This window comes from Curtobacterium sp. UCD-KPL2560 (assembly GCF_001705035.1).
Taxonomy (GTDB): Bacteria; Actinomycetota; Actinomycetes; order Actinomycetales; family Microbacteriaceae; genus Curtobacterium.
In genome coordinates, this window is the sequence record NZ_MCIG01000045.1 from 1 (window position 1) to 15,953 (window position 15,953).

The window sequence follows — 15,953 nt, forward strand, 5'->3', positions numbered from 1 at the left end:
GCGCGGCGGTGGGGCGGCGCGGTTCCACGGGTGCCGCGCGGTGGTGAGGGGGCTGTGCTCAGCGCAGCAGCAGGACGACCGCCGTCACGAGCACGACCACGAACGCCCCGGACGAGGCGATGCTGATCCGCTCGACCAACCCGTCCTTCGTCGCGGTGATGAGCTGCAGCACGAAGCTGACGAGCACGCAGAGCAGGAACACCAGGAGCAACCAGGCGAAGGAGTCCTTCTGCGTGAGCGCCAGCACGAGCACGGCGCCGACGACCGCGAGCACCCACACCGGCAGCACCGACGTCAGCCGCAGGCGGCGCTGGTCGAGGGGCTGGTCCGTCTCGCTCACGCGCCCATCATGGCAGCACCGGCTCCGGAGCGGGCTGGTCCGGGCGGGCGGGGCCCGGCACATCACTAGGATGTGTCCACGACTCCCCCACGCTCTGGAGGTCCTGTGGCCCAGCTCCTGGTACTCACCTCGGCCGCGCCCGGCGACGTCCTGCCGAGCCTCGGCCTGCTGAGCCACCGGATCCGTCACGTCCCGGCCGAGGCCGCGCAGCTCGTGAACGCCCCGCAGAGCGACCTCATGTTCGTGGACGCCCGGACCGACCTCGTGAGCGCCAAGGCGCTGTGCAAGATCCTCGCCACGAGCGGCTCGACGACACCGATCGTGCTCGTGGTCACCGAGGGCGGGCTGACCGCGGTCAACAGCGAGTGGAACGTCGACGACGTCGTGCTCGAGACCGCCGGCCCCGCCGAGGTCGACGCGCGCATCCGCCTCACCACGGGCCGCGCGTCGAAGAACCCGTCCGGCTCGAAGATCCAGGCATCGGGCGTCGTCATCGACGAGGCGAGCTACTCCGCCAAGGTGCGCGGACGGCCGCTCGACCTGACGTTCAAGGAGTTCGAGCTCCTGCGGTTCTTCGCGAGCCACCCCTCCCGGGTCTTCACGCGCGAACAGCTGCTCAGCGAGGTCTGGGGCTACGACTACTTCGGCGGCACCCGCACGGTCGACGTGCACGTCCGACGCCTGCGCGCCAAGCTCGGTGACCTCGAGTCGCTCATCGGCACCGTGCGCAACGTGGGCTACCGCTTCAACGTGTACGACGACGAGGCCGACCGGCTGGCGGCCCGCTAGTGCTCGCGGTCGTCGAGCTCCTCGCCGCCGCGTCGGCGGCGGCCGGCGAGGCACCCCCGTTCTCCGACCAGACCCTGGTCGACGTGCGCGCCGGCCGCGCGACGGTGCTCGGCGACGATCGCGGGGTCGCGGTGGTCCGTGACGGTGAGCTCGAACTCGTGGTCGCCCGGGAGGCCCGTGGCCGCGGCGTCGGGACGGGGCTCGTCACGCAGGCGCTCGCCCTGGGCGGCGGGGCCGCGGACGGCGCGGCACCGGACGACGCGGCCGCTGACGACGTGGCCGTCGGCAGCACCGCTGCACCAGGGTCCGGGTCCACGACCGGGTCCGCGTCCGCGTCCGGGGCTGCGACCGGGACCGGGACCGCTTCCGCGCCGCGGCTCGCGTGGGCGCACGGTGACCACCCCGCCGCGCGGGCCCTGGCGGCGCGTCACGGCTGGACCGCAGTGCGGACGCTGCTGCAGCTCCGGGCGCCGATCGCCGACGAGCCGAGCGACCCCGGTCTGCCCGAGGGCTGTTCCCTGTCGGCGTTCCGCCCCGGGGAGCCCGAGGACGAGGACGCCTGGCTGCAGCTGAACGCCGCCGCCTTCGCGCACCACCCCGAGCAGGGCCGGATGACCCTCGAGGACCTCCGTGCCCGCGAGGCCGAGCCGTGGTTCTCGGGGGACGACCTGCTGCTCCTCCGCGACGCCGACGGCGCACTGGTCGGGTCGTGCTGGCTCAAGGTCGAGGACGGCATCGGCGAGTTCTACGCCGTGGCCGTCCGCCCGGACCAGCAGGGACGCGGACTCGGCGGCGTGCTGATGCGCGCCGGTGCCGCACGACTGGTCGGGCGCGGGCTCGAGGCAGCGGCGCTGTACGTCGAGGGTGACAACGTCCCGGCACTCGCCCTGTACCAGCGGTCGGGTTTCACACAGCACGCGGTCGACGTCCAGTACGGGGCGCCCTCCGGCCGGTAACATGGCGCGGTCGGCGAGGGGTCGACCACAGGCATCCGGGGGTGGACCGTGGCTGAAGACGGCCAGGCGCAGCACGGTCAGGCGCAGTACGGCCGCGGCGAGCCGCTCGGCGCCTCGTACCGCCTGGTCGACCTGCTCGGCACCGGTGCCACCGGCGAGGTCTGGCGCGCCGAGCACACCGCGACCGGCGAGCACGTCGCCGCCAAGCTCCTCCGTGCCGAGCTCGCCGCCGACCCGGCGATCGTCGAACGATTCGTCCGGGAGCGCACCGTGCTGCTCGGACTGCAGCACCCCTCGATCGTGCGCGTCCGCGACCTCGTGGTCGAGGGCGACCGGCTCGCGATCGTCATGGACCTGGTCGGCGGGGGTTCGGCGCGCGACCTGCTCGCCGCGTCCGGCACCCTACCCCCGCGCGACGCCCTGACCATCGCGGCGGAGACGCTCGACGCGCTGGCGGCAGCACACGCGCAGGACGTCACCCACCGTGACGTCAAGCCCGACAACGTCCTGCTCGCGGACGGGTGGGCTCCCGGAGCGACCGGACTCGTCCGGGTGTCGGACTTCGGCATCGCGTCGGTGGTCGCCGACCGGGAGCGCACCACCACCGGGCTGCTCGGGACGCCGCAGTACATGGCGCCCGAGTCGATCAGCCACGGCCGGTCCGGTCCCGCCGCCGACGTCTACGGCGCGGGGGTCATGCTCTACGAACTCCTCGCGGGCCGCACGCCGTTCGCCGGGCCCGGCACCGACTTCGCGGTCGCGTACCGGCACGTGACCAGCGACCCGCCCCGGCTCGAGGTCCCCGACGCACTGTGGTCGACGCTGTCCGCGCTGCTCGCGAAGGACCCCGGTGCCCGTCCGGCCGCGACCGAGGCCGCCGCGACCCTACGTCGCCTCGCACGAGCCCTGTCGGACGCCCCCGCGCTCGACCCGGCGACCGACCCGGACTCCTTCGCCGAGGTCGAGCGACCCGCCACCGTCGTCCGGGGAACCCGACCCGACCAGGACGCAGCGGCGGTCGCTCCCGTCGCCGCGGACCTCGGTCCGGCCCCCGACCTCGGCACCGCCGGCTCCGAGACCGTCATCCGGCCGCTCGCGCGTCCCCCGCTCCCCACCGTCCGGGAGCCCGAGACTCCCGAACATCGTCGGTGGCAGCGACCGGACTGGTTGACGAACCGGATGGTCGGGCTCGGTGCCCTCGGCGTGGTGCTCGTCGCGGCCCTCGTCGTCGGTGGCGTCGTCTGGCTGCCCGGTGCCCTCGGCGGGCGCGACCGTCCCGGCGGCGCAGCGACCGCGCAGGCCGGCAGCGCGTACCAGCAGGACCGGCCGCTGCCCACCGGACTCGCCACGACCCGCAAGGCCACGATCGACCCCGAGCGCGGCACCGTCCAGGTCGCGATCACCTACGCCGCGCAGTCGGTCCCGTTGCGGGGCGACCTGCTCGAGGTGCTGCCCAGCGTCGACGACCGGGCCGACTGCCCCGCGGTGACCTGGAGCGGCGAGGGGGTCTCCGGCGCGCGGAACCAGCCCTCGCTGACGGGGGTCGACGCGCGCTGCTCGTGGACCGTGTCCGACGTGGTCGTGCCCGCCGACCAGGAGCTCACCGTCGAGGCGACCGTCGCGCTGCGCGGGGTCACCGACCAGGCGGCGCTGCAGCAGTGGCTCGACGCTGCCGGGGCGGCCACCACCGAGGCGGTGACCGACCGCTCCGTCGCCGGCACGGCCTACCCGGTGCAACGTCTGCAGGGCATCGAGGTGCGGACCCCCGACCGCACCGTCAGCCAGACGACGCTGCCCGTGACGCTCGTGCCGGTGTGGCCGAGCGGCGCGGACGACCTCAACCCGCTGTACCGCAGTCCGGCGAGCGGGGCGCCGTCGCAGATGCTCACCGACGTGGCCGGCGGGGAGTCCGGCGTGCGGTTCTCCGACGGGTGCTCGGGCGCGCTCGCGGTGTCGTCGGACGGGCTCGTCGTCACCGCACTGTCGGTGGCGCCGTCGTGCACCGTTCGGGCGACCGTGGGGAACTTCCGCGACCTCGAGAGCTCGCCGTTCGGGATCACGACGCGCGACCAGGCGTAGGCGTAGGCGGCGGGGCGGGCGGGCTGCTCGGGCCGGGTCGCCCGTCTGTTCGGGCCAGGCCCCGGACTGGTCGGAGGCGCGTGGCGGRGCCGCAGCGCGCCTCCCGACCGCGACGACCACCCGACCGGAGGCGCGTGGCGGAGCCGCAGCGCGCCTCCCGACCGCGACGACCACCCGACCGGAGGCGCGTGGCGGAGCCGCAGCGCGCCTCCCGACCGCGACGACCACCCGACCGGAGGCGCGTGGCGGAGCCGCACCGTGCCTCCCGGCCGGACGCGCGGTGGCGCGCCTCCCGGCACGACGGGAGTCCGTCGTCCCGGGAGGCGACGTGCCTCAGGAGGCCGGGGACGCCGCCTGCACGAGCCGCACCGAACCGCCCGACGTGGCGTACCCGCGCCCGGCGGTCAGTGCGACGGGCGCCCGGCGCGGCAGGGCGACGCCCAGGAGCTCGCCGTCGTAGTCGACGTCGGGCTGCAGCAGGAGACCGCAGCGCGCCTTGCGGACGGTCCGCGTCCAGTGGTTGTAGAGCGTCCGCAGGTCGACCGAACGCCCGGCCGCGACGACGCAGAGGCCCGGCCGCTCCGTCGTGAGCAGCGACGCGATCCCCTGGTCGCCGTCCTCGAAGCGTTCCGCGTCGTCGATGAGGAGCAGGACGGGGCCGCGCTCGATCCGGAGCCCGGCGAGGAGCGCGGGCACCTCGTCCGCGCCGACGGCCACGCGGTCGAGGGGTGCGTCGGCGAGGGGCGAACGTCGATCGCAGATCGCCCAGACGGCCGGACGGACACCCTCCGCCGAGCGGGCCAGGTCCGCCATGGCGAGGAGCACCGTCGACTTGCCGGAGCGGGCAGGTCCGGCGACCAGGACGTGCTCGCCGTCGTAGACCTCGAGGACGGCGGTGCCGAGGTCGTCCTCCGCGATGCCGACCGGGATGCGCCATGGTTCGGTCCCGAACTGCGCGGGGGTGGCGAGGTCGCGCACGCTCACGGCGTCGGGCAGGCGTCCGACCGCGCTCGCCTTGGCGGCGGCGTCCGGCCAGGCTGCGGCGACGTCGGCGACCGCCCGGTCGAGGGGCACGGCCGGCGTGGCAACGTGGCTCTGCAGCTTCGTGGTCGAGTCGATGAACCGGCCGGGCACGGGCGGCGGGACGTCCTTCGGGCGCACGCCGATCGACGCGTAGTCGTACGGGTCGGCGAGGCGGAACATCCACTTCTGCGTCGTGACCTCGTCCATCGCCGAGGGGACCGCCTTCGCGCGCGTCGTCGAGACCGCGAACGAGATCCCGAGCGCCGGCCCCTCCGCGTAGACGCGGTACAGCGCGTCGAGGAGCTGCTGCCCCTCGAAGTCCTGGTACTCGTCGCGGAGCGCGGCGAGCCCGTCGATCAGGACGAGCGCGCGTCGTCCGCCCGGCGATGCACGGCGACGCTCGAGGTCGGCGCGCAGGTGTCGGAGGAAACGGGCCTGCAGCTCCCCCGCGCCCGGGCCGGAACCCACGTACGCGGTGGTGTGCGGGAGCCGGGCGAGCGGTGCGAGGTCGCCCGCGCCCATGTCGAGCACGAGCAGGTCGAGCTCGGCGGGGTCGGTGGTCCGGGCGGCCTGGAGGGCGATCGAGGTCAGCGCCGTGCTCGTCCCGCTGCCCGGGATCCCCATGAGCATGAGGTTGCCCTCCGACAGGTCCCAGCCGCCGGCGATCTGCCGCTGGTGGTCCGGGTCGTCGGCGAGGGCCACCGGCACGATGCCGCTCGCCGCGGGGAGTGCGTCGAGGTCGACACGCTCCCCGAGCGCCTCGGGCCAGATCGGCCGCGGTGGCGCGTACCCGGCGGCGTCGTTCGCCTGCCGGATCGCGTCGATGAGGACGTCGAGGTCGGTGTCGTCCGACGCGCTCGCGGCGGGCGCGGAAGCCGGGGCGGGGACGCCGAAGACGTCGGTGGCGCGGACCGTGACGTCCTGCTCCGCACGCTGGTCGCGGGCACGGCCGGTGACGAGCGCGGTCTGCACCGGCGTGATGTCGTCCTGGCCGAGCTTCACGAACGCGCGACCGGTCTGCTGCCGACCGATGCCCGCCGCGACCGGCACACCGATGACGTTGGTCGAGTCCTCGCGGCTCTGCACGCGCAGGGCGACCCGGAGGTTCGTGTTCGCCAGGATGTCCTCGCTGACGACGCCCGCCGGACGCTGCGTCGCGAGGACCATGTGCACGCCCAGGGTCCGGCCGACGGCGGCGATGGCGACGAGCGAGGTCAGGACGTCGGGGAACTCCTTGGCCAGCATCGCGAACTCGTCGACCACGAACAGCAGCCGGGGCATCGGCTCGGTCGGGCGGGTCGCCAGGTAGGCGTCGAGGTTGTCGATGTCCGCACCGGCGCTCGCGAAGACGCGCTGCCGCCGTTCGAGTTCGGCCTCCAGGGCACGGATCGCGCGGTCGGCGAGCTGCTCGTCGAGGTTGCTGATCGTGCCGATGGTGTGCGGGAGCCGCTCACAGGCGGCGAACGCGGCCCCGCCCTTGAAGTCGACGAGCAGGAAGTTCAGTCGGGTCGGGTCGTTGCGGGCCGCGAGCCCCGCGACGAGGGACCGCAGGAACTCGCTCTTGCCGGAACCGGTCGTGCCGCCGACGAGGCCGTGCGGACCGTCCCGGACCAGGTCGATCTCGAGGACGCCGGACTCCGACGAGCCGATGGGCGTCGACGTACCGGTCCGGGCGTCCCAGGCGGCGCGGACCCCGGCGACGGTGGGGCCCTCGTCCATCCCGAGGAGCTCGGGCAGTCGGACCAGGGCGGGCAGGGATGCCCCGGGCACGGTGAGCTCGGGGTCGTCGAAGTGGGCGACGGCCCGGGCCGTCCGCTCGGCGGTGCGGGCGCTGAGGCCGGCCAGCACGACGTCCTCGACGCGGGTGCGGTCCTCCGGCCGGTAGACAGTGGCTGCGGCGTCCGCGGCGACCGTCACGATCGTGGTACAGGACGCCGGGAGCTGCTGTTCGTTCGTCGCGATGACGATCCCGCTGACCCGCTGGCGGCGCTCACCGGGGCGGAGCGAGGCGCCCGGGACCGTCCTGCCCTCGCCGAGGAGGTTGCGCGCGGGAGCGTCGCGCCCCTCGGTGAGGACCTCGGAGTCGATGACGACGAGCAGGTTCGGGGTCGGCAGCGCGTCGAGCTGTTCGCGCAGGCCGCGGAGCACAGCCGCGCTCTGGTCGCGCTGTGCCGACATCCACCGGGCGCCCGTACTGCTGCCCGCGACGCGCGTGTGCGGGAGCCAGGAGGCCCAGGACCAGTCCTCCTCGCGGCCCCGGTCGCAGAACACCCCGACCGTCAGGTCCGCCGGCCCGCAGTGCACGGCCGCCTGCGCCAGGAGGCTCCTGGCCAGGGCGAGCGCACCGTCGCGGTCCCCGACGATGCCGACGACGCCCGCGTCGGACAGGTCGGCCACGACCGGAGCCGCCGTCAGTCGGCTGTCGCCGATGGCGGCCTTGGCCTCGTCCTCGAGCTTGGCGGATGCCGCTCGCTGGTCCACCTCGGGACGCCAGGGAGCATCGCCCGTCCCGGCGTGGAGGCTGAGGAAGTCGTCGTCGGCCGAACGGCGCTGCCAGAGAGCCGTGGTCGGGAGGAGCGCACGGCGGACCACGGTCGCCGGATCGGGCACGAGTTCCTGCCGCCGGGCCGCCTCCACCGCGGCCGTGGCGGTGATCTCGCCGCGGAACGACTCGACCGCCTCGGCGAAGCGGGTCTCCTCCTCCTTGAGGTTCTTCGCGCGTCGGTGCTTCTGCTCGAACCACATCCCGATCGCCGTCACGGGGCTGAGCAGGGCGAACAAGGCGAACCGGGCGTCACCGAGGAGCAGGACCATCGCGCCGGCGAGCACGAGGGGTGCCGCGACGGTGATCCAGCTGAACTTGGAGGCCGGTGCGACGTCGCGTCGCGTCGGCGGGGTCACGGTCTCGACGTCGGTGATGCGACCGGGCCGGGGCGGCCGGTTGAACGGGGCGGTGGCCGCCGGGGTGAGGTTCGGCAGCGAACCCGCTGCCGGCACCGTGGTCTCCGTGAGGTCGGGACGCACCAGCAGCACGGCACCGCCCACGATGACGCTCGTCGCTCCGGCCAGCAGGACGCCGTCCTCGTCGATCCGCTCGCACGCGATGACCGTGCCGTTCGTCGAGCCAGCGTCGCGGACCCGGACACCGTCGTCCTCGAGCTCGACGGTGCAGTGCTCCCACGAAGCGCTCTCGGTCGGCAGCACCACGTCGGCCTGGGGGGAACGTCCGACCACGAGGCGACGGTTGTGCGGCACCGGCAGGACCAGCCCGGCGTCGAGTCCGCCCGCGAGCGTGACAGTCCAGCCGTCGAGGGAGCGCGGCCGCTCCTCGACGGTCCGGGCGATCCGAGACCCCTCGAGGAGCACGAGGTCCCCCAGCGGGGTGTCCGGACTCGTCCGGTGTCCGTCGACCGCCAGTGCGTCGTCACCGGTGAGGGTGTGCCCGACGACCGCCGTGACGAGCTGTCCGATCGTGGCCGTCGGCGCCCACCCGTCGACCTCGACGGTCTCGCGTCGGTCGTCGAGCTCGATCAGCACGCGCACGGGGTGGTCCTCTCTCGGGTCCTGTCGTGGTCCTGCAGGGCGACGGTCAGCGGCGGGACGTGTCGGCGAACCAGACGAGCGGTGCCGTCGCCGCGTCGTCCGACGTCGACGCGGGACGCAGGCCGAGGTCCTGCGACGACGCCGCGAGCACCGTCGCCGGGGTGCGCAACGCCTCGCGGGAACCGAAGTCGAGCGCCGGACCGGCCAGACCGTCGCGCGCCTGCAGGTCGAGCCGGGCGAGCGCATCGGTCACGGCTGCGGGCTCGACCGCACGCGCCGAGCCGACGGCGGCGACGAGGGCGACCACGGCGTCGTGGCTCCGGGCGTCCGCGGCTGCAGCGACCGCCGAGAAGGGACGGTCGCCCGTGAGGTTCTTCGCGCCGGCGTCGTCCGCGAGCACCCGGAGGCCGCCGAGGTACGCCGACATCGCACGACCCTCGGCGTCGGTGGCCAGGGCTCGGGCATCGTCGGTCTCGACACCGACCGAGCGGAAGTCGCCGCTCAGGCTGCCGCCGGCCTGCGTCAGCGCGGCGGTGAACGCCGGGCTGGTCGCGTCGGAGGTGAGGACCACGGGCACGGTCACCTTCGCAGCCTGGAGCGCGGCCACGAGAGCACCCTGCCGCGCGCCCGGTCCGCTGAGCACGACGGCATCGGAGTCGGCAGCCCCTGCCTGGGCACCCGCGGCGCCGTCGAGCGTGCCGTTGGTCGTGTCGACGCCCGTGCGCTGGGCGATGCTCGCGGCCAGGGCCGCCGTGTCGGGGTCTCGGACGGCGTCGACGAGGTGCGCGACCCGCAGGCCGGCAGGGGCGCCACCGCCGAGGTCCACGAGCAGCGGCGACTGCGCACGGCCCAGGGCCCGCTGGAGCGCGGACGCGACCGAGTCGGTCGACGGCGCCGTCGACCAGGCGTCGTCTGCGGCGGCGGCGTAGGGCGCGACCACCGGGACGCCCGCGATCGAGGCGGCGGCGAGGGCCCCGCTCACGTGCTGGCCGGACGTGGCGACGACGATCCCGGCGACGCCCTGCTGGACGAGGGTCTCGACTGCCTTCCGGGCGCCGTCGACCGACCCGCCGTCGTTCTGCGTGACGAGCTGGACGTCGGTGCCGCCGAGTGCGAGCCGGCGCTCCGCGACGAGGGCGCCCTGCGCGGCATCGGCCCACTCGGAGCCCTCACCGTCACCGAGGGTGACCACGACACCGATCTTCGTACCGTCGGGGACGTGTCCGACGGTGATCGGCACGGGGGCCGTCGCGGACACGGCCTCGGCCGGCGCATCGGCGTTCACCCGGACGACCACGATCGCCGCGACCACCGCAGCGGCAGCGAGGACGGCCGTCGAGGCGATGACGACGGTGCGTCGACGCTTCCTGTCGGAGTCGGGCGCCGTGTCCGGTCCGGCGTCGGTGTCGGTGTCACGGTCGGCGGCGCTGTCGCTGCTGATGGTGGCTCGGTCGACGGCGTCACTGCCGGCAGCGGTGGGCTCCGGCGCGGGGGCGTCGGCACGGTCGGTGTGGCGGCTCATCGTGCTCCCCCGATGCGGAAGGCGTACAGGGTCGTCGAGGTCGCACCCTTCGGGACGTCGTACCGGAACGCGGGCAGCTCGTCGGCGGCGTCGAGCGACGCACGGAACTGCTGCTGCTGGAGCAGGATGCCGCCCACGTCCTCGGCGCGGACGTTGGCGTACCCGGCCGCGTTCTGCGAGGCGAGCGCCAGCTGGTAGTCGGCGGAGTCGGACTTCGCGGCGCTGGTCGCCATCGCGCCCAGGATCCCGGAGCCGTTCACCTTCCGGTCGCCCAGGTCGAGCATGACCCGGTTGAGGTCGCCGGAGAGGAGCGTGTTCGCTCCCTCGACGTCACGGACCGAGGCGCTCGTGCTCGCGTCGATGCGCTGCAGGCTCGCCGCGGTCTGGCTGCTCACCGATGCGGCGAGTTCGCTGCCCTGCTGCTGGAGCGTGCCCTTCTGCTGGTCGATCGTGCCCTTGGAGTCGCTCGTGACCTCCTGCGCGGTTGTGCGGAGTCCGGCGATCGACTGGTCGAAGGCCTGGATGACCGACTCGCGGCTGGCGCCGGCGGTGTCGCTGACCTTCCGCACCTGGTCGTCGATGAGCGCCTGCACCTGCTTGCTCGAGTCGTCGGACGCCTGCTGGAACGCCGCGCGGACGGCGTCCTGGAGCTTCGACTGCTGGTCGGCGACCTTGACGAGCTGCCCGTTGACCACCGCCCCGCTGGCCGCGGCCTGCCGGACACGGTCCTGCAGGTCGCGGACCGAACCACTGACCGACCCGTCGTCGGCCGCGATCGCCGATCGGACCTGCTGCACGCCCCCACGGAGCGCACCGACGGACGCGGCCAGGGTGTTCGTGGCCGCACCGACACCGGTCGTCGACTGCCGGTCGGTCTCGGCGATGAGTGCGTCCCAGGCGGACGCCTGCTGCGCGAGCCGCTCGTCCATGGGCGTGTCGAAGCCGAGGCCGGGTCGCAGCGTGGTGCCGTCTGCAGCACCCGGGCACGGCGTGGCGGTGAGGTACCCGCGAAGCGCGTCCGCGTCGACCTGGTCGATACGGCCGAGCGTCACGAGGCCACAGACCCGGTCGGCGAGAGCCCGGTTCTGCGACTGCAGTGAGGTGTTGAAGAACGGTCCGTCCGGAGCATCGCCGAGCACGCCACGAGCGGTCCGAGCACGTTGGTTGATGCTCGCCAGACCCTCCTGGACGGGGCGGACCGACTGCTCGGTCGTCGTGATCAGGGCGTCCAACTCCGTGAGTGCCTCGTCGACGCTGCCGTCGTCGCTTCCGACGGTCTCGAGCCGGCTCGCGATCTCGGCGAGCTGGTCGTTCAGCGCCTTCGACTGCGCGATCGCCGTCTTCGACAGGTTCGGGTCGAGCCCGGCTGCGAGCTCCTGCCCCTTCGAGACCAGGCCGATGAGCGAGGTGTTGACCGCAGCCGACGACGCCCAGAGCGCACAGGTCAACGAGCCACGGGCCTCCTCGCTGGCGCACGCCGTCGCGTCCGGCGACGCCGGACCGACCGACGCGGCGAGCTGCGCGCTCACCTGCTGCTTGCACTGCTCACTCGCATCGGCGTAGCCGTCGAGCTGCGAGGAGATGCGGAGCAGGTTCGCGTAGACGCTGCCGCGCGCCCCGTCGGACTTCGGCATGCTCTTGCAGACGTCGCCCTCGAGGACCGGCGTCGGGGCGGTGGCCGACGTGTCCCCGAGCAGCGCGTCGAGGCTGCTCGTCGTCTGCTGCAGCTGCTGCAGCACCGTGGACTGCGTCGCCTGGACGGTCGAGTCGAGGTCACCGTTCAACGACGTGAGCTGACCGGAGAGCGACTGCATGGTGCTCGCGAGTGACGAGCTGCTGTCCTTGAGACGCTCCGCGGTGCGCACGCCGAGCGTCTGCGAGGTCGTCTCGAGGTTCGACCGGACCTCGGTGATCGTGCCGCCGGCGCGAGCGAGGACCTCGTTCACCTGGGCGATGAGGTCGATGGTGCGTCGCTGGAGAGCGAGTTCGGAGTCGGTCTGCGACCCGAACGCACCGTTCATCACACCCGTCGTCGAGAGATCCGTCGTGAGGCCGGGCTGCGCCGCGACGTCGAACGCCGGCGTCGACAGGTCCTCGACGTCGGCGACGAGGTGCAGCGTGCTGCTCGCCCCCGAGGTCGGCGGTGCGAGCAGACGGCCCCACTGCACGACCGCGTCACCGTCGCCGTTCGTGCTCACGACACCGTCCGTCGCGGCGCCGCCGTCGACCGCCTGGGTGACGACCCGGTCGGGCCGCACGCCGGGGAGCACCGTCGAGGCCGCGATGCTGAACGGCGCGCCGACCAGGGCCGGCGTCGTCCGCGCGGAACCGGCCACGTCGTAGGAGATGTTCTTCGGCCGGACGGTCAGGTTCTCGATCGTCAGGTCGATCTCGACGCGACCCGAGTACCCGTCGAGGTCGCCGAGGTCGGTACCGGACCGCTTGTCGGTCGTGTACTGCGTCGTGATGCGGAGCGGGAGGTCTGCCGCGGCGTCGGCGGCCTCGTGCTGCGTGGTCTTCGAGGACGAACGGTCGCCGGCCACCGAGATGGTCGTGTCCGACACCGCGCTGACGGCACCGTTCGTCGTGAGCACGGTGTCGACGGTCTGCAGGACCCGTGACGGGTCCGCGACCTGGTCCTGATCTGCGGTGCAGCCGACGAGCACCAGCGCGAGCGCGCCGGTGATGGCCACGCCACCGATCAGTCGGTCACCTGTTCGTGCTCCGGTCCCCCCGGCGCGCCTGAGCATCACGATCGTCCCCCTCAAGAATCGACTGCTCCTCCGATGGTAGCGACGGAGCACCTCGCCGACCGGCTTCTCCACAGGGATCCTGGCCCCCGTTCGGGCCACGGCGCACCTGCTCCCACGGCCGGGTCCCGGCTTGACCAGCGTCGGTGAACTGTTATTCTGCACATGTGTTCTGGGGGGATCGCCGAACGGAGTGACGGTCGGCGGAGCACGGACGTCGGGCTGGTCGGCAACACGCGTTGCCGGCCAGTCCGCGCTCGCTCGGTACGGTGTGACGCATGTGGACCACGGTGCTGTCACTGGGCATCGCCCTCGTCGTCGGCTACGCGATCGTCGTGCTGGTCAAGGTCACGACGGAGCGGCGCGACGAGCGACGGGCGGACCGAGGCCTGGAGCTCCCGCGCGAGGCCGGCGCCATCGTCACCGTCCGCCTCCGTCGATGGCAGTGGATGACCATCGCCGTCGTCTCGATCCTGTTCGCGGTCGTCGGGGCACTCGCAACGGTGGTGACGGTCACTGCGCTCGCCTCGGGAGCGTCCGGATCCGACGCGGGGCCGGGACCGGCGATCACCGCCGGGGCGATCCTGCTGTGCGGCGTCGGTGGCCTCCTGCTGTCCGGTTCGATGCGGCGGACCCGGATCCTCGGGATGGACGACCACGTGTTGGTCCGGCAGGGGTTCCGTGCCGAACGACGCGTCGCGGTGTCCGAGATCGCCGCGGTACTGCCCCTCGCGAACCAGTACGGCGGACTCGAGGGCCGTGCGGCCGACGGCAGCCGGTTGTTCTCGGTGATGGGTCTCGCCCGCGGCTTCACGGCGTTCGAGGAGTACCTCGACGAGCGCATCGAGCGGCCGGATCACCCGGACCCGACGGCGCCCTGGGTCCCGCCGGCAGCGGGATGATCGAGCGGTCAGGGCTCGACACGGTGGTCGTAGGCGGCCGGTGAGATCCCGACTGTTGCCAGGACGTCCCGCAGTCGGTACGTCGCTTCTCCGACCGTGAACCGAGCCCGGCGCGATTGCTCGAGCGCCTTCGCGACGCGGTCGGCGTTGAACGAGTTGATCCCGTCCTGCAGCAAGATCTTGCCGCACTCCTCGGTCACCACCACGACCTGCGTACCGCCCCCTCCACCGCCGCGGAAGGATCGGCTCGACTCGGAACCCGTTGCTGCGCTGCGGACGGTACAGGTGACGGACATCCGGTGACCATCGTCGTACGAGATGAGCGCGACCGGGACGACGAAGAACAGCAGCGCGGGGAGGACGATGACCAGCAACACGAGGAAGATCCCGACGGCGGGGCGCTTCTTCGTCGTCAGGGCCGTGGCTCTGTGCCTCAGGGTTCCCGCCCCCCTCCTCGAACCGACCACCGTCCCGATGACGATCGTCGTGCGACCTTCGTGTTGACGGCACCTCGGGATGATCCCTCCCCGAGTATTCTTCCCCAGCTCGATCCCACCTGTCGAACACCGATTACTCCGATGGGACGAACGCAATTTAGCGCACCGTTCACTTCACCTGGCTGCGTCCTCCGTCGGTAGGCTCCGGTCATGTTCGGACGGCGATCACCGAGGCAGACCGGTCCAGTACTCCCTGCACCGGACGAATGGCGTGACGATGCGCTCGTGATGGCTGCGAGCATCGAGGAGCTCGGTCTGCTCCACCGCGCGCAGGTCGTCCTCCGCGTCGAGTGTTCCGGCAGCACGGCGTCCTTCCGCGCGGAGGAGGTCATCTCGCTGCTCGACCGCCGAACGCAACGCGTCGAGTCCGACACCACGCCGCTCGCGTTCCTCGTGTCGGCGGGGCGCCGCAGGGGCTCGCGGTGAGGTGCCCGGTGACGTGTCGGTCGAGTTTCGGTCCACGCCGCAGGTCGACTACGTGATCCACACGGTCAGCGGAGAGGATGCCGCAAGACTGCGCGAGTGGCTGGCGAAGGGCGGCGCTTCCGGCACGGGCTCCGACTGACGGGTCGTACCGGGTGAGGTCCTCTCCCCCGCCGCTCTCACGCTGGCGCGAACGAGTTCACGACCGGCGCGACCTTCAGGTCCGCAGGAAGCCCCTCAGGTCGAACGCGCTCTTCTCTGCCCCGAAGCGATACGGCCCGCCAGGCACAACTTGCTCGGCGAAGCGTTGCATGTTCGCCCGTGTGACGTCCTGTTGGTACAGCAGGTTGCCGCACGCGGTCTCGAGAGCACGGTCCGCCGCAACGCGGATCCCGTCTCGGCCGGACGAGCCGAGCAACGGCTTGCTCCACGCGGCGAGTCGGGTTCACGGAGCGTCGCCGGAGCGGCATCAACAGCTCCGGCGCACTCCACTTGCGCCACCCTCGGTCTCCCGGCCGGGTGCTCGCTCCTGGGAACTGCGAAGGGCCCGAACTGCGCGATCGGGCGATGTCAGCGCTCACCACCGGAGGCCCGAACTGCGCGATCGGGCGATGTCAGCGCACACCACCGGAGGCCCGAACCTCGGTCTCACCCGTTCCCCGCCTCCGAAGCACCGCAACGATGGGTCGCCTCGTCGGATCCTCTCAGTCAGGTCGCTGGACTTCGACGGACTGATTGATTGCCCGAAGCTGATCCCTGAAGCGGTAGGAGGCGGCTCCGACGATGAACTCGTAGGTCTGTCCCGCGTGGAACTCTGCTGCGATCCTCGGAGCGCTTGAGGCAGTCACCTGCCTCCGGATGAACACCGTGCCACAGTCGGGCGAATCGATCCGCACTTGGTTGTACGTCGCGCCGACCCCCCTCACGGACCTCGACGAACCGTCGCCGGCAACTGCGGAACTGACGACACACTTCACTGTCAGTGGGTGTGACGCGTCGTAGGCCTTCAAACTGATCGGTGCAACGAAGATCAGCGCGATGACGACCAGCACCCCGAGGAGCCAGGTGCCGAAGATGAGCTTCTTGGCTCGCATCGAGCGTTCCTTGCGCTTCTGCTGGGTCACTGATT

General features: G+C 72.8%; 11 protein-coding genes. 5 read left to right on the forward strand and 6 right to left on the reverse strand.

Going from position 1 to position 15,953, the window contains the following annotated elements; translation table 11 throughout:
- Positions 1 to 58: 58 nt before the first annotated feature.
- Positions 59 to 340: a hypothetical protein gene (locus BEP24_RS10930; RefSeq protein WP_083230295.1), complete on the reverse strand. Its 282-nt coding sequence runs from the start codon at positions 338 to 340 to the stop codon at positions 59 to 61.
- Positions 341 to 445: 105 nt separating this feature from the next.
- Here BEP24_RS10930 and BEP24_RS10935 point away from each other — a divergent pair, with 105 nt between their 5' ends.
- The 3 genes from BEP24_RS10935 to BEP24_RS10945 are packed head-to-tail and all read left to right on the forward strand — an operon-like array spanning position 446 to position 4,164.
- Positions 446 to 1,129, forward strand: a complete 684-nt coding sequence (locus BEP24_RS10935; RefSeq protein WP_065963267.1) for a response regulator transcription factor — start codon at positions 446 to 448, stop codon at positions 1,127 to 1,129.
- A complete protein-coding gene (gene mshD / locus BEP24_RS10940; protein WP_065963268.1) occupies positions 1,129 to 2,085 on the forward strand; it encodes a mycothiol synthase in 957 nt (318 codons plus the stop codon). The genes BEP24_RS10935 and mshD overlap by 1 nt, the downstream gene beginning before the upstream one ends.
- Positions 2,086 to 2,133: 48 nt before the next feature.
- Entirely contained in the window at positions 2,134 to 4,164 is a 2,031-nt protein-coding gene (locus tag BEP24_RS10945; RefSeq protein ID WP_065963271.1) for a serine/threonine-protein kinase, read from the forward strand.
- 333 nt (positions 4,165 to 4,497) lie between these two features.
- Here BEP24_RS10945 and BEP24_RS10950 read toward each other — a convergent pair whose 3' ends face one another.
- The 3 genes from BEP24_RS10950 to BEP24_RS10960 are packed head-to-tail and all read right to left on the reverse strand — an operon-like array spanning position 4,498 to position 12,945.
- Positions 4,498 to 8,730 (reverse strand): FtsK/SpoIIIE domain-containing protein, encoded by a 4,233-nt coding sequence (locus BEP24_RS10950; RefSeq protein WP_065963273.1) that lies wholly within the window; start codon positions 8,728 to 8,730, stop codon positions 4,498 to 4,500.
- Between the two features lie 46 nt (positions 8,731 to 8,776).
- Positions 8,777 to 10,252 carry a hypothetical protein gene (locus BEP24_RS10955; protein ID WP_065963274.1) on the reverse strand — a complete coding sequence of 492 codons (1,476 nt, stop codon included), beginning with the start codon at positions 10,250 to 10,252 and terminating at the stop codon, positions 8,777 to 8,779.
- Positions 10,249 to 12,945: a hypothetical protein gene (locus BEP24_RS10960; RefSeq protein WP_065963278.1), complete on the reverse strand. Its 2,697-nt coding sequence runs from the start codon at positions 12,943 to 12,945 to the stop codon at positions 10,249 to 10,251. Before BEP24_RS10960 ends, BEP24_RS10955 begins: the two co-directional genes overlap by 4 nt.
- A 335-nt stretch (positions 12,946 to 13,280) precedes the next feature.
- Here BEP24_RS10960 and BEP24_RS10965 point away from each other — a divergent pair, with 335 nt between their 5' ends.
- Positions 13,281 to 13,904 (forward strand): hypothetical protein, encoded by a 624-nt coding sequence (locus BEP24_RS10965; protein WP_065963281.1) that lies wholly within the window; start codon positions 13,281 to 13,283, stop codon positions 13,902 to 13,904.
- Positions 13,905 to 13,912: 8 nt separating this feature from the next.
- Here BEP24_RS10965 and BEP24_RS10970 read toward each other — a convergent pair whose 3' ends face one another.
- Entirely contained in the window at positions 13,913 to 14,281 is a 369-nt protein-coding gene (locus tag BEP24_RS10970) for a hypothetical protein (RefSeq protein ID WP_071246193.1), read from the reverse strand.
- A 348-nt stretch (positions 14,282 to 14,629) separates the two neighbouring features.
- Between BEP24_RS10970 and BEP24_RS10975 the strand changes: the two genes are divergently transcribed.
- Positions 14,630 to 14,827, forward strand: a complete 198-nt coding sequence (locus BEP24_RS10975; protein ID WP_065963285.1) for a hypothetical protein — start codon at positions 14,630 to 14,632, stop codon at positions 14,825 to 14,827.
- A gap of 701 nt (positions 14,828 to 15,528) precedes the next feature.
- On the opposite strand, the gene BEP24_RS10985 is transcribed toward BEP24_RS10975, so the two are convergent.
- Positions 15,529 to 15,948 carry a hypothetical protein gene (locus tag BEP24_RS10985; RefSeq protein WP_065963289.1) on the reverse strand — a complete coding sequence of 140 codons (420 nt, stop codon included), beginning with the start codon at positions 15,946 to 15,948 and terminating at the stop codon, positions 15,529 to 15,531.
- Positions 15,949 to 15,953 lie beyond the last annotated feature (5 nt).